The organism is Streptomyces sp. NPDC017979, assembly GCF_044328175.1.
Taxonomy (GTDB): Bacteria; Actinomycetota; Actinomycetes; order Streptomycetales; family Streptomycetaceae; genus Streptomyces.
The window spans coordinates 240,618-254,220 of record NZ_JBIRGU010000001.1 but is presented as its reverse complement, the minus strand read 5'-3'; the positions used below and the strand labels follow the sequence as shown (position 1 = coordinate 254,220).

Below are 13,603 nucleotides of genomic sequence, written 5' to 3'. Positions count from 1 at the left end.
CCCCGGTGGACTCCCCGTGAAATCAGACCGGTTGCTGTCGATCCTGCTGCTCCTCCAGACCCGCGGCCTCGTCCCCGCCTCCGAACTCGCGGAGCGCCTGGAGGTGTCCGTGCGCACCATCTACCGGGACGTCGACGCGCTGTCCGCCGCCGGCGTCCCCGTCTACGCGGAGCGCGGCCGACATGGCGGGATCACCCTGCTCCCCGGCTTCCGCACCGATGTGACCGGTCTCACGGAGGACGAGTCCCGGGCGCTCTTCGTCCTGGCCTCCCAAGGCACCCACGCCGCCCTCGGGCTGGACGCCGCCCTGCGCTCGGCGCTGCGCAAGGTGATGGCCGCCCTACCGGAACCCCACCGTCCCGCAGCGGAGCTGACGAGCCGCCGGATCCTGGTCGACCCCGCCCGCTGGCTCTCCCAGCAGCCGGCCGCCGTCGACCTGGACGTGCTGACGGCGGCCGTCTTCACCGACCGCCGGCTGCGACTGAGCTACCGTCGCAACCGGTCGGCCGCGCCCGACGTCCACCTGGTCGACCCCTACGGCCTGGTCGTCAAGGCCGGCGTCTGGTACCTCGTCGCCGACGAGGAGGCGGTGCCCCGACTCTTCCGGGCTGACCGGGTGGCCCGGGCGGAGATCCTCGACGAGGACGTGCGCCGCCGCCCCGGCCTCGAACTCACCGAGGTCTGGGAGACCCTGCGCCGCCGGCTGGAGACCCGGCCCCCACTGATCACTGCGACGGTGCTGGTGCACCGCGACCGACTCGAACTCTTCCTACGACTCAACGCCCACCGAATCCTCAGCAACCACCAAGAGCAGGCCGAACAGGCCGAGCAGGCCGAGCAGACGGAGCGGGTCGAGCAGACCGAGCAGGCCGAGCTGACGAACCAGGCTGACCAGGCTGAGGCCGCTGCGGCAGCCACCCAGGTTGCCGGGGGCGCCGGCTGGCACCGATTGCAACTCGGGTTCTCCGCGCTGGGAGAGGTCGGCACCCTCCTCACCTTCGGCTCCTCCGTACGCGTCCTCACCCCGCCCGAGGCCCGGGAACAGCTCGCCCGCACCGCTGCTGACGTGGTCGCGCTCTACGGGACGGGGTGAGCCGGCGCTGCCCGTATTCAGCGCCGAACCCCCGCCGTGCACCCGGTCCGTGCGATGCTCCATCACCTCCTGCCTTTCCGTACCTCCCTGCGCCGCGTCCGCGCCCCCCTTTCCGCCTCGTAGAATCGAGGCCACCATGGCTTACCTCGACCACGCCGCGACGACTCCGATGCTTCCGGAGGCCATCGAGGCGATGACTGCGCAGTTCACCGTCACCGGCAACGCGTCCGCGCTGCACGCCGCCGGGCGGCGTGCCCGGCGCACCGTCGAAGAGGCGCGCGAAACCCTCGCCGACGCGCTGGGCGCCCGCCCCAGCGAGGTGGTCTTCACCTCGGGCGGCACCGAAGCGGACAACCTCGCCGTGAAGGGCCTCTACTGGCAGCGCCGGGACGCCGATCCCGCGCGCACCCGGGTGCTGGCGAGCCCCGTGGAGCACCACGCCGTCCTCGACGCCGTGGACTGGCTCGGCGACCACGAAGGCGCCACGGTGGAGTACCTGCCCGTCGACGCCTACGGGCGGGTACACCCCGAGGCCCTGCGCGCGGCCATCGAGCGCAATCCCGACGATGTCGCCCTCGCCACCGTCATGTGGGCCAACAACGAGATCGGCACCGTGATGCCGGTCGCCGCACTCGCCGAAGTGGCGAGTGAATACGGCGTCCCGCTGCATGCGGACGCGGTCCAGGCCGTCGGCCAGCTCGACGTGAGCTTTGCCGACTCCGGGCTCGCGGCCATGACGGTCTCCGGTCACAAGATCGGCGGGCCGTACGGGATCGGCGCGCTGCTCCTGGGCCGGGACTACGCTCCCGTACCGGTACTCCACGGAGGCGGGCAGGAGCGCCACGTACGCTCCGGGACCCTGGACACCCCTGCCATCGCCTCCTTTGCCGTGGCCGGCAAGCTGGTCGCCGAACGCCGTGAGGAGTTCGCGCGAGAGATCGGCTCCCTTCGGGACCAGCTCGTCCGTGCCGTACTGGACGCGGTGCCGGACGCGATCCTCGGTGGCGACCCCGAGGATCGACTGCCCGCCAACGCGCACTTCACCTTCCCTGGATGCGAGGGCGACTCGCTGCTCCTGCTCCTGGACGCACAGGGCATCGAGTGCTCCACGGGGTCGGCCTGCACCGCCGGGGTTGCCCAGCCCAGCCATGTCCTCCTCGCGACGGGCACCGACCCTGACCTGGCGCGAGGGACCCTTCGCTTCACCCTCGGTCACACCTCCACCACGGCGGACGTGGAAGCGCTCGCGAAGGCGATCGGGCCGGCGGTCGACCGGGCCCGAACGGCGGGTCTGACCTAACTCTGCCCCACGGCGAACCCGCCCAACGCGCTCTGGCGTCCACACGCCAGAAGCGGAACCGAAGCATCTGCTTCGTGCAGTTCCCGCCCAGTTTCCGCCCGGCCCCGGCCGCGGCGCCCTGCGGCGGGCTACCCCTTTGCGTTCTCCTGCGTCTCCCGGGCCTGCCGCGCCGCCGGCATCGCATCGCGGACGAGTTTCATGTACCGATCCCAGTCCCAGTGCGGCCCCGGGTCCGTGTGGTCCGTCCCCGGCACCTCCACGTGTCCCATGATGTGCTCGCGGTCCACGGGTATCTCGTACCGCACGCAGATCCCGGCCGTCAGCCGCGCAGACCCCTCGTACATCGCGTCCGTGAAGTCCTGCGGACGGTCCACGAACCCCTCGTGCTCGATGCCGACGCTGCGTTCGTTGAAGGAACGATTCCCCGCGTGGAAGGCCACGTCCAGCTCGCGGATCATCTGCGCCACGTGGCCGTCCTTGCGCACCACGTAGTGCGTCGCCGCGCCGTGACCCGGGTCCTTGAATACCCGCAGCGCCGTCGGAAAGCTCCCCTGCACGACGTGGATGATCACCCGGTCGATGCGGTAGTCGTCGGGGCGGTCCGCGAGCCGCCAGTTCGCCCGGGACGCCGCCGTCCACTCCGCGCCGGCGTGGTCGAGCTCACCCTCCTTGCGCGGCTTGGTCATGCCGGGCACCTTCCACCACAGCCGGCTCAGCCCGTCACGGGCCAGCACCCCGCCGCCGACCAGCGCCGCAGCGCCCCCGATCAGCAGACCCCGCCGGTTCAGCCCCGGCAATCGGCGGCCCTTGGCCTTGGCCCGGTCGCTCCCGTCCCGCTCTCCACGCCCGCGTCCCGTTTCGCTTCCCATATCCCCTACAACGCATACTCGCGAGCTCTTGGTTCTCCGTGACCGTACCCTGGTAGGGCTATGACTGAGACTCCCCAGCGCCCGCTCCGCGTGCTCGCCGCCATGTCCGGAGGCGTGGACTCCGCCGTCGCCGCCGCCCGAGCCGTCGAAGCGGGGCACGACGTGACCGGCGTCCACCTCGCGCTCTCCGCGAATCCGCAGTCCTTCCGCACCGGTGCGCGCGGTTGCTGCACCATCGAAGACTCGCGCGACGCGCGCCGCGCCGCGGACGTCATCGGCATCCCCTTCTACGTCTGGGACCTGGCCGAACGGTTCCGCGAGGACGTCGTGGAGGACTTCATCGCCGAGTACGAGGCCGGCCGCACCCCCAACCCCTGCCTGCGGTGCAACGAGAAGATCAAGTTCGCCGCGCTGCTGGACAAGGCGCTCGCCCTCGGCTTCGACGCCGTGTGCACGGGCCATTACGCGACCGTCGTCGTCACCGAGGACGGCCGCCGCGAGCTGCACCGCGCCAGCGACGCCGCCAAGGACCAGTCGTACGTCCTCGGGGTGCTGGACGAGCGTCAGCTCGCGCACGCCGTGTTCCCCCTCGGCGACACCCTCACCACCAAGGACGAGATCCGCGCCGAGGCCGAGCGCCGCGGCCTCGCGGTGGCGCACAAGCCCGACAGCCACGACATCTGCTTCATCGCCGACGGCGACACCCAGGGCTTCCTGGCCTCCCGCCTCGGCACCGCCGAGGGCGACATCGTCGACGAGTCCGGTACCCGACTCGGCAGCCACGGGGGCGCGTACGGCTTCACGATCGGCCAGCGCAAGGGGCTGCGGATCGGCCACCCCGCGCCCGACGGGAAGCCGCGCTACGTGCTCGACATCTCGCCGGTGAACAACACCGTGACCGTGGGTCCCGCCGAGGCGCTGGACGTCATGGGACTGACCGCGATCAAGCCCCGCTGGTGCGGCGCCGAGCCGCAGGGCCCGGGGACGTACACCGCTCAGCTGCGTGCCCACGGCGGCGAGACCCCGGTGACGGCCGTGATGGTCGACGGCGAGTTGCAGGTGACCTTCGCCGAGGCGGTGCGCGGCGTCGCCCCCGGCCAGGCGATCGTGCTGTACGACGGCACCCGCGTGGTGGGCTCGGCGACGATTTCCGCCACGCAGCGCGCCGCGGCTTCCATGGCCTGAGCGCTCCGGCGCAGGCCACGGTCGCGCCGGACGCGGGCACGGCGAGAAGCCGTACGGACCCATGGGGGCCGTGCGGCCGTGCCCGAGTCCACCCCCGTGGAACTCCGACACCGCCCACCACGGCCTTCAGCGACGCCCGTGCGCCCGTGCCCGACGCGCCGGCGTGCGCCGCGCGCGCCGGCTCAGGACGCGAAGAACGCCGCCACCACGGGCGCCAGCACGTGCGGCGCCACGTCGTGGGTCTGTCCGGTCAACGTACGGTGGCGCCCGCGCGGCAGCGCCTCCGCCACCAGCCGCGCCGCCTCCCGCATCGACGGGGCGCTGGCGCCGCCTTCGATCACCATCACGCGCACCGCGACCTGGTGCAGCAGGCGCACCGGCACCGTGCGGTCGCCCATGACGGCGTAGTCGTACGGGAGCGTGTGCGCCGTCGCCGCCAGCTCGGACCAGCCGGGGAAGTCCCGCATGTGCTCGATCACGGGGCCCGGCGTCCCCAGCAGGTCCAAGAAGAGCACCAGCGCCTCGTCGACCTTGCCGACGGCCACCAGTTCGCGGGTGCGCGCCAGATGGTCACCCACCGGGCGGCCGGAGGGCGTGATCGGGTCGAACGGCGGCTCGTAGACGGAGAGCTGGGTGATCGGCAGCCCCGCCGCCGCGGCCCGCAGCGCGAGCGCACCGCCCGACGACGTGCCGTGCACCCGGGCCCGACCGCCGGCCTCCTCGATGACCGCGGCCAGGTCCTCGATCTCCCGCTCCACCGCGTACCCGGCGGCATCGCCGCTGCCGCCCCGGCCGCGCCGGTCGTAGGTGAAGACGCTGAAGTGCGACGCCAACAGCTCGGCGAGCGGCGTCTGGGCCGCGGCGGTGTCCAGCGCCCCGCCGACCAGCACCACGGCGGGGCCGTCACCGCGCTGCTCGTACGCGATGGGCGTGCCGTCCGCCGAGCACGCCCTGTTGAGCGTACGGCTCGTGTAGTCCATGGCAGTGCTGACCGGACGGGTCTGCGCAACTCATCGCTGGCGGACGGCTTTTTTCGGATTTCCGCTGCGCCCCAGGTCAGCGCAGGGGTGCGGATGCTGTGCCAGCGGTGCGCCGTGGTTCGGCCGCCCGTCATCCACAGGTTCATCCACAGGTTCGACGGCCGTCACCCCGAGGTGCGTCCCGGCCCCGTACGGTGGCGGCATGAACATTTGCGTCTTCCTCTCCGCCGCCGACCTCGACGACCGATACACCCGCCCCGCCCGGGAGTTCGCCGAACTCCTCGGCAAGGGGGGCCACGCCCTGGTGTGGGGCGGCTCCGAGAGCGGGCTGATGAAGGTCGTCGCCGACGGCGTGCGGCAGACGGGCGGGCGCCTCGTCGGCGTCTCGGTGGACTTCCTGTCCCACGTGGCCCGCGAGGACGCGGACGAGATGGTGGTCGCCAAGGACCTCGCCGAGCGCAAGGCACTGCTGCTCGCCAAGTCGGACGCCGTGGTGGTCATGGTCGGCGGTACCGGGACCCTGGACGAGGCCACCGAGATCCTGGAGCTCAAGAAGCACGGAAAGCACGACAAGCCCGTGGTGCTGTTGAACACGGCCGGTTTCTACGACGGCCTGAAGGCGCAGTTCCGACGGATGGAGGAGGAGGGCTTCCTGCCGCTGCCCCTGACCGACCTGGTGTTCTTCGCCGAGGACGGCGTCTCGGCGCTCGCGTACCTGGAGGAGTCGGTCGGGATCCAGTAGAGCCGGGACGCGGTGCCCCGGCGGGCGCTGCCGCGTTTTCCGTCGCCGGGGGCGCGGGTGCGAGCATGGGCGCCATGACGACCCATGTGATCACCGGAGCCGGCTCCGGCATCGGCGCCGCCGTCGCCGCCCGGCTCCACGCCCGGGGCGACGACCTCGTACTGCTGGCCCGCGACGCCGGACGGGCCAGGGAGTTCGCCGCGCGCTACCCGGGTGCGCGCACGCTCGTGGCCGACCTGTCCGACCCCGACCGCATCTCCTGGGCCCTGTCGCACCAGGAAGTGCCGGACCGGCTGGACTCGCTGCTGCACATCGCGGGCGTGGTGGACCTCGGACCCGTCGCCGACCTGCGCCCCGTGACCTGGCACCAGCAGCTGAACACCAACCTCGTCGCCCCGGCCGAACTGACCCGGCTGCTCCTGCCGCAACTGCGCGTCTCGCAGGGGCACGTGGTGTTCGTGAACTCGGGCGCGGGGCTGCGGGCGAGCGCGGAGTGGAGCGCGTACGCCGCTTCCAAGCACGGTCTGAAGGCGCTCGCCGACTCCCTCCGGGCGGAGGAGCACGACAACGGCGTACGGGTCACCTCCGTCTACCCGGGCCGCACCGCGAGCCCCATGCAGGCGAAGGTGCACTCGCAGGAGGGCAAGGAGTACGACCCGGCGCGCTGGATCGACCCGGAGTCGGTCGCCACGGCCCTGATCACCGCGATCGACCTGCCCCGGGACGCCGAGATCAACGACCTGACCGTACGGCCCGGGCGCTGAGTCCGCACCGCCCGGCCAGCACGGCACCACACGGCACTGCACCGGTGCCGTGGGCGCCGGGCCTGCGGTCGGGACGCTGGGGAGCACCCGCCGGCGAACGGCACGTACGCTGCCGGGGTGAGTGAGAAGCGCGAGTTCAGCTGGGGTCCGGCCACCGGCGTCGGGTCCATGCCCGGGGGCGACGCCCGGGAGGCGGCGAAGACCGTCACGGGGTCCTTCGAGGACTTCCCCCACCTCTTCGAACTGCCCGCCCGGGGCCCCGGTGCCGACATGATCGGACGGACCCTGGGACTCCTCGTCGAGATGTACGCGCACGTCGAGCCCAGCGGCTGGCGCATCAGCGACCGGCCGGGCCGCGACACCCGCCGGGCCGTCTCCTGGCTCGGCGAGGACCTGGACGCCCTGGAGGAGTTCACCCAGGGCCACCAGGGGCCGCTGAAGGTCCAGGCCGTCGGCCCGTGGACGCTCGCCGCCGCGCTGGAACTGCGCAACGGGGAGTCGGCGCTCGCCGACCCCGGCGCCTGCCGGGACCTCGTCGGCTCCCTCGCCGAGGGGCTGCGCACGCACCTGGCGCAGGTGCGCCGCCGGGTGCCCGGCGCCCGGCTGGCGCTCCAGTTGGACGAGCCGTCGCTGACCGCCGTGCTGCGCGGGCAGGTCAGGACCGCCAGCGGCTACCGCACGCACCGGGCGGTGGACCGCCAGGTCGTGGAAGGTGCGCTGCGGGACGTCATCGGAGACGAGGTCGCCGTGGTGCACTCCTGCGCTCCCGACGTGCCGTTCGCGCTGTTGCGGAGGGCCGGGGCGGCCGGAATCTCCTTCGACTTCGGCCTCCTCACCGAGCGTGACGAGGAGGCGATCGGCGAGTCGGTCGAGGGCGGGGTCCGACTCTTCGCGGGCGTCGTGCCGTCCACTGACACCGCATTGTCAGACCCGGCAGGTAGCGTCATGGGTGTCAGGACGCTGTGGCGCAGGCTGGGACTGAATCCGGGGACTCTGAGCGAGTCCGTGGTCATCACCCCGACCTGTGGTCTGGCAGGCGCATCTCCGGCGTACGCCCGGGCCGCGCTCGCCCACTGCGTCCGGGCCGCGAGATCACTCGCAGAACACCCTGAGTGACGGGTGACGGGGCAATGCCGGGGAATCGGGAGGACGAGACGGTGACTGGCGAAGAGCGGACTGAAGAGCCCGCACAGGACGGGCAGGACGGGCAGGACGTTCGGATCGGGGCGGACGGGACGGGCGCGGACCTGTCGGCGGTGCAGGGCGACGCCGACCTGCCGGCGCGGGCGCGCGAGGAGCACGCCCAACTCGCCGAGCAGATCGACGAGCACCGCTTTCGGTACTACGTGAAGGACCAGCCGGTCATCAGCGACGGCGAGTTCGACACGCTGATGCGCTCCCTGGAAGCCCTGGAGGAGCGGCATCCGGCGCTGCGCACGCCCGATTCCCCCACCCAGAAGGTCGCCGGTCACTACGAGACCGATCTGACCAAGGTCGAGCACCGGCAGCGGATGCTCTCCTTGGACAACGCCTTCGACGAGGAGGAGTTGGCCGCCTGGGCCGAGCGGGTCGCGCGCGACGTCGGCACCACGGACTTCCACTTCCTGTGCGAGCTGAAGATCGACGGCCTCGCGGTGAACCTGACGTACGAGAAGGGCCGCCTCGTGCGGGCCGCGACCCGGGGCGACGGCCGCGTCGGCGAGGAGATCACGCCCAACATCCGCACCATCGGCGACATCCCCGACCGGCTGTCGGGCGACCGGATCCCGGACCTCGTCGAGATCCGCGGCGAGGTCTTCTTCCCGATGGACGCCTTCGAGGAGCTGAACGCGCGTCGCATCGCCGCCGGCGAGCAGCCGTACGCCAATCCGCGCAACTCCGCCTCCGGTTCGCTGCGGCAGAAGGACCCCAAGGTCACGGCGACGCTCCCGCTGCACATGGTGGTGCACGGCATCGGGGCCCGCGACGGCTTCGACATCGACTGCCTGTCACACGCCTACGAACTGCTGCACGAGTGGGGCCTGCCCACCTCCCGGCACTTCAAGGTGGTCGACTCCCTGGACGGCGTCCGGGAGTTCATCGCGTACTACGGCAAGAACCGCCACTCCATGGAGCACGAGATCGACGGGGTGGTCGTCAAGCTGGACGAGATCCCGCTCCAGGGGCGGTTGGGCTCCACCTCGCGGGCCCCGCGGTGGGCGATCGCTTGGAAGTACCCCCCGGAGGAGGTCAACACCAAGCTGGTCAACATCCGCGTGGGCGTCGGCCGCACCGGTCGCGTCACTCCGTACGCGCAGGTGGAGCCGGTGAAGGTGGCCGGCTCCGAGGTGGAGTTCGCCACCCTGCACAACCAGGACGTGGTCAAGGCCAAGGGCGTCCTCATCGGAGACACGGTGGTGCTGCGCAAGGCCGGTGACGTCATCCCCGAGATCCTGGGGCCGGTGGCCGACCTGCGCGACGGCAGCGAGCGGGAGTTCGTGATGCCGGCGGACTGCCCGGAGTGCGGGACCGCGCTGCGGCCCATGAAGGAGGGCGACGTCGACCTGCGCTGCCCCAACGCCCGTTCCTGCCCCGCCCAGTTGCGCGAGCGGTTGTTCTACCTCGCTGGCCGCAGGGCCTTCGACATCGACCACTTCGGCTACGTCACCGCCGCCGCGCTCACCCGGCCGCTGGAGCCCGCTGAGCCGCCACTCAAGGACGAGGGCGACCTGTTCGGCCTCAAGGTCGAGCAACTGCTGCCCATCGTGGCGTACGTCCTCGACCAGGACAGCGGACTGCCCAAGCTGGACCCGGACGGCGAGGAGAAGAAGGCGACCGTCTTCGCCAACCAGCAGGGCGAGGCCAAGAAGAACACCCTCGCGTTGCTGGAGAGCATCGAGGCGGCCAAGGACCGGCCGCTCGCCCGGGTGTTGACCGGACTCTCCATCCGGCACGTGGGGCCGGTCGCGGCGGAGGCGCTGGCCCGGGAGTTCCGCTCCATCGACCGCATCCAGGAGGCCACCGAGGAGGAGTTGGCGGCCACGGACGGCGTCGGCGCGATCATCGCCGCCTCCCTGAAGCAGTGGTTCGCCGAGGAGTGGCACCAGGAGATCCTGCGCAAGTGGCGGGCCGCGGGCGTCCGCCTGGAGGAGGAGGGCGCGGGGGAGGAGCAGGGGCCCAGGCCGCTCGAAGGTCTGACCGTCGTCGTCACCGGGACCCTGGTCAACTACACGAGGGATGGCGCAAAAGAGGCGCTCCAGAACCTCGGCGCGAAAGTGACCGGATCCGTGTCGAAGAAGACGGGCTTCGTCGTCGTCGGTGACAACCCGGGCTCGAAGTACGACAAGGCGATGCAGCTCAAGGTGCCGGTTTTGAACGAGGACGGTCTGGTGATCCTCCTGGAACAGGGGCCGGATGCGGCTCGTGAGGCTGCTGTGCCCGTGGAGGAGTGACGGCGGGGGACCGAGTGCGCTCCGGTGAGTGCTGACGCGGAGTGAGGGGGGCGGGGACAAGATGGGTGACGACCTCTCAGCAGTGGTCGAACAGGGCGTAAGGGATGAGAACCAGACGTCCTTCCCGCCCCGGCGGCGACCGGTAACAGTCACCCGTTCGGCGCATAGCAGATGGATAAGGGTGGTCCGGTCGCATTCGGGCAAGAGCTGTAGAGCGCTGCCCGTCGAAGCCTGCCGCGGCCTACTGTTGAGACGTGCGCCTGTCGTGCACGGCTGCGTGGTCGGATTTCGGTCGTGGTGGCATGACCACTTAACCACGCGAGGCATCGGCACCACCGGCTGTGAGAGGGACGGGAATGGAACCGACTGAGAGCGCCGCCCCGGTCCCGCGGCCCCGGGGGTACGCGGCGGCCCTCGCCAGTGGGCTCGCGGGCATGTCCCCCGGACTGCCCGTCGCCGTGGCCGCCGGCGCGGCGCTCGTCATGGGCACCGGCGCCTTCACGGCCGTGCAGGAGGGCCGGGCGCTCTTCCCCGGCTCCACCGCCGGTTGGTCGCTCGCGGTGCTCACCGGCATCGTCGTCGCCCACCTCGTCGCCATGGGCCGCGACCGTTGGTGGGGCGGTACGGGTTCGGGCGCGGCGCTCACCCTCGCCGTGCTCCTCCTGTACGGCTGGGTGCCGGCCGGGTTGGTGAGCCTGGCCGTCGTCACCCTGGTCGGTGCGGCCCGGCGACACCGGTGGCGCCACGGCGCGCTGCACGGCTCCGTCGACGTGCTCGGCGTCGGGACCGCGGCCCTCGTGCTCTCCTTCTTCGACCGCATGCCCAGCGTCGAACGGCCCTGGTCCCCACTCGACTGGGGGATCGAGGCCGCGCTGGAGGTCCTGCTCGCCGCCGTCACCTATCTCCTGGTCACCCGCCTGCTGCTCTGGTACGTGCTCGCGCCGCAGAGCAGCGGGCTGCCGACGATCGCCCGCACCGCCCTGATCCGGCAGGGCCTGGTGGCCGTCGCGCTCCTCGGGATCGCACCCCTGATCTGCGTGGTCGCCGTCTCCCAGCCGCTGCTGCTGCCGCTGTTCGCCGTGCCGCTGATCGCGCTGGACTCCACGCTGTGGATCGCCCGGGCCAGGGCGGAGGAGCAACTGAGGGACCCGCTCACCGGGTTGCCGAACCGGCAGTGGCTACTGGAGCGCACCTGGACGGCGTTGGAGGACGCGGAGGGCCAGGGCACCCGGGCCGCGCTCGTCCTGATCGACCTCGACCGCTTCCGTTCCGTCAACGACACGCTCGGACACCTCGCCGGCGACCGGCTGCTGTTGCAGATAGCCCAGCGGCTGCGGCAGGCACTGCCGCGCGGTGCGGAGGCCGCGCGGCTCGGCGGCGACGAGTTCGCCGTGCTGCTGCCGACGGCGGACTCCATCACCAGCGCGCAGCGCGTCGCCCGGCAACTCGCCGCGGAGCTCTCGTCGCCGCTCGACCTCGACGGGCTGACCCTCGTGCTGGAGGCCAGTGCCGGGGTCGCCGTCTTCCCCGAGCACGCGTTGGACGCGGAGGGGCTGCTGCGCCGCGCCGACGTGGCGATGTACCAGGCCAAGCGCGACCGCACGGGCGTGGAGGTGTACGAGTCCAAGCGGGACAGCAACACACCCGACCGCCTCGGGCTCCTCGGAGACCTGCGGCGGGCCCTGGACGCGCACGAGGTCGAGCTGCACTACCAGCCGAAGGTCCGCTTCGACGGTCAGGTCGCCGGGCTTGAGGCGCTGGTCCGCTGGGTGCACCCGGAGCGCGGGCGCGTGCCGCCCGACGAGTTCATCGCGATCGCCGAGTCCTCCGGCCTGATGCCGCACCTCACCGAGTACGTCCTGGAGACCGCGCTCGCCCAGGTGGCGAGGTGGCGCTCGCAGGGGCTGATGGTGCCGGTGGCGGTCAACGTGTCGCCGCGGGACGTGCACACCCCCGGCTTCGCCGGCTCCGTCGCCGCGCGGCTGGCGCGGCACGGGGTGCCCGCGGGAGCGCTCCAGTTGGAGATAACGGAGCACGTGCTGCTGGAGGACCCGCAGCGGGCCGCGGACACCCTCGCGGGGCTCTGCGACCACGGCGTGCGCATGTCGCTCGACGACTTCGGTACGGGGTACTCCTCCCTCGTCCACCTGCGGCGACTGCCGGTGAGCGAGCTGAAGATCGACCGTTCCTTCGTGGCCCGGCTGGCCGTCGACGCCCAGGACGCGGAGATCGTGCGCTGCACGGTCGACCTCGCCCACTCGCTGGGACTGCTGGTCGTCGCGGAGGGCGTGGAGGACGACGAGACCTGGGAGCGGTTGCGGGACCTGGGGTGCGACGCCGTGCAGGGGTGGCTGGTGGCCGCGGCGATGCCGCCGCAGGAGACGACGGCGTGGTTGCGGGCGCGGGGGGAGCGGGGGTGGCACCGGCCGGGGGACGGCACAGCCGGTGCGGTTTCGGCTGCGCCGGGTGCTTCGGGGGGCCCGGATCCCGCGAGTGCCGGGACTCCGGCCGCTTCGTCGGCCGCGGCGGGTGCGGGACGGCCGTCGCCGGACTTGGAAACGGGGGAGGCGTCGGGCCGGGCGGTGCGGTGAGGCCGGCGCGGGCGGGCATCGCACGGGCGATGGTCGTGCGGGCGGTGCTCATGCGGGCGGTGCTCGTGCGGGGCGCGCCGGCGGGGTTCGGTCCGTGGCCCGTCCGCGGGCCGGTGGTGGGCCTGTCACGCGGTTCCTCCCCCTGCGCCCTGCGGGCACGGAGGCACCCCCACCTACGCCCAGAGGGCATGGGGGGAGCCCCAGCGCGGCCCTGATGTGCCCTCCGTCGTTCCGCGGGTGCGTTGGTCGTCACCGGGTGGCGGGGGGTCGTCGGGCGGCCGTTTCGTGCCGGGGGCGGGGGGACCCATAGGATTGGGGAAAACCAACACTCACCCTGATGAGGATCTCCGCATGCCTGGCATCACGCGCGAGGAGGTCGCCCACCTCGCCCGGCTGGCACGTCTGGAGTTGTCCGGCGAGGAACTCGATCACTTCGCAGGTCAGCTCGACGACATCATCGGCGCGGTCGCCCGTGTCGCAGAGGTCGCCGACCAGGACGTACCCCCGACCTCCCACCCTCTGCCGCTGACGAACGTCATGCGCGCCGACGAGGTCCGTCCGTCGCTCACGCCCGAGCAGGCGCTCTCCGGCGCCCCGGCCCAGGAGCAGCAGCGCTTCAAGGTGCCGCAGATCCTGGGGGAGGACTGA

At 72.2% G+C, this 13,603-nt stretch carries 11 protein-coding genes; 9 read left to right on the top strand and 2 right to left on the bottom strand.

The genetic code is table 11. From position 1 onward, the window contains the following. The first annotated feature begins 16 nt into the window (after window positions 1–16). Together ACH4E8_RS01105 and ACH4E8_RS01100 are read left to right on the top strand one after the other, a co-directional pair. Window positions 17–1,093, top strand: a complete 1,077-nt coding sequence (locus tag ACH4E8_RS01105) for a helix-turn-helix transcriptional regulator (RefSeq protein WP_398443100.1) — start codon at window positions 17–19, stop codon at window positions 1,091–1,093. Between the two features lie 136 nt (window positions 1,094–1,229). Further along, a complete protein-coding gene (locus tag ACH4E8_RS01100) occupies window positions 1,230–2,393 on the top strand; it encodes a cysteine desulfurase family protein (protein WP_398443098.1) in 1,164 nt (387 codons plus the stop codon). Window positions 2,394–2,521: 128 nt separating this feature from the next. On the opposite strand, the gene ACH4E8_RS01095 is transcribed toward ACH4E8_RS01100, so the two are convergent. Continuing rightward, window positions 2,522–3,262 (bottom strand): N-acetylmuramoyl-L-alanine amidase, encoded by a 741-nt coding sequence (locus ACH4E8_RS01095; RefSeq protein ID WP_398443096.1) that lies wholly within the window; start codon window positions 3,260–3,262, stop codon window positions 2,522–2,524. A gap of 60 nt (window positions 3,263–3,322) precedes the next feature. On the opposite strand from ACH4E8_RS01095, the gene mnmA reads away from it, so the two are divergent. Further along, window positions 3,323–4,447 carry a tRNA 2-thiouridine(34) synthase MnmA gene (gene mnmA, locus ACH4E8_RS01090; RefSeq protein ID WP_398443094.1) on the top strand — a complete coding sequence of 375 codons (1,125 nt, stop codon included), beginning with the start codon at window positions 3,323–3,325 and terminating at the stop codon, window positions 4,445–4,447. A 182-nt stretch (window positions 4,448–4,629) separates the two neighbouring features. On the opposite strand, the gene ACH4E8_RS01085 is transcribed toward mnmA, so the two are convergent. After that, the gene (locus ACH4E8_RS01085) at window positions 4,630–5,427 is read right to left on the bottom strand and encodes an alpha/beta fold hydrolase (RefSeq protein WP_398443092.1); all 798 of its coding nucleotides are present in this window, start codon (window positions 5,425–5,427) and stop codon (window positions 4,630–4,632) included. 202 nt (window positions 5,428–5,629) lie between these two features. Between ACH4E8_RS01085 and ACH4E8_RS01080 the strand changes: the two genes are divergently transcribed. The 6 genes from ACH4E8_RS01080 (at window position 5,630) to gatC (ending at window position 13,603) form a co-directional block, all read left to right on the top strand. Continuing rightward, window positions 5,630–6,169 (top strand): TIGR00730 family Rossman fold protein, encoded by a 540-nt coding sequence (locus ACH4E8_RS01080; protein WP_398443090.1) that lies wholly within the window; start codon window positions 5,630–5,632, stop codon window positions 6,167–6,169. A 74-nt stretch (window positions 6,170–6,243) separates the two neighbouring features. Next, entirely contained in the window at window positions 6,244–6,933 is a 690-nt protein-coding gene (locus ACH4E8_RS01075; protein WP_398443088.1) for an SDR family oxidoreductase, read from the top strand. A gap of 117 nt (window positions 6,934–7,050) precedes the next feature. Then, a complete protein-coding gene (locus ACH4E8_RS01070) occupies window positions 7,051–8,049 on the top strand; it encodes a methionine synthase (RefSeq protein ID WP_398443087.1) in 999 nt (332 codons plus the stop codon). Window positions 8,050–8,063: 14 nt separating this feature from the next. Continuing rightward, window positions 8,064–10,364, top strand: a complete 2,301-nt coding sequence (ligA, locus tag ACH4E8_RS01065; protein WP_398443085.1) for an NAD-dependent DNA ligase LigA — start codon at window positions 8,064–8,066, stop codon at window positions 10,362–10,364. Between the two features lie 356 nt (window positions 10,365–10,720). Further along, the gene (locus ACH4E8_RS01060; RefSeq protein ID WP_398443083.1) at window positions 10,721–12,955 is read left to right on the top strand and encodes a putative bifunctional diguanylate cyclase/phosphodiesterase; all 2,235 of its coding nucleotides are present in this window, start codon (window positions 10,721–10,723) and stop codon (window positions 12,953–12,955) included. A 351-nt stretch (window positions 12,956–13,306) separates the two neighbouring features. Continuing rightward, the gene (gatC, locus tag ACH4E8_RS01055; RefSeq protein ID WP_018845281.1) at window positions 13,307–13,603 is read left to right on the top strand and encodes an Asp-tRNA(Asn)/Glu-tRNA(Gln) amidotransferase subunit GatC; all 297 of its coding nucleotides are present in this window, start codon (window positions 13,307–13,309) and stop codon (window positions 13,601–13,603) included.

Coding starts and splice junctions, on each gene's coding strand:
- ACH4E8_RS01080 (WP_398443090.1), top strand. CDS start 5,630: ATGAACATTTGCGTCTTCCTCTCCGCCGCCGACCTCGACGACCGATAC.
- ACH4E8_RS01060 (WP_398443083.1), top strand. CDS start 10,721: ATGGAACCGACTGAGAGCGCCGCCCCGGTCCCGCGGCCCCGGGGGTAC.
- ACH4E8_RS01085 (WP_398443092.1), bottom strand. CDS start 5,427: ATGGACTACACGAGCCGTACGCTCAACAGGGCGTGCTCGGCGGACGGC.
- ACH4E8_RS01100 (WP_398443098.1), top strand. CDS start 1,230: ATGGCTTACCTCGACCACGCCGCGACGACTCCGATGCTTCCGGAGGCC.
- ACH4E8_RS01095 (WP_398443096.1), bottom strand. CDS start 3,262: ATGGGAAGCGAAACGGGACGCGGGCGTGGAGAGCGGGACGGGAGCGAC.
- gatC (WP_018845281.1), top strand. CDS start 13,307: ATGCCTGGCATCACGCGCGAGGAGGTCGCCCACCTCGCCCGGCTGGCA.
- ligA (WP_398443085.1), top strand. CDS start 8,064: ATGCCGGGGAATCGGGAGGACGAGACGGTGACTGGCGAAGAGCGGACT.
- mnmA (WP_398443094.1), top strand. CDS start 3,323: ATGACTGAGACTCCCCAGCGCCCGCTCCGCGTGCTCGCCGCCATGTCC.
- ACH4E8_RS01075 (WP_398443088.1), top strand. CDS start 6,244: ATGACGACCCATGTGATCACCGGAGCCGGCTCCGGCATCGGCGCCGCC.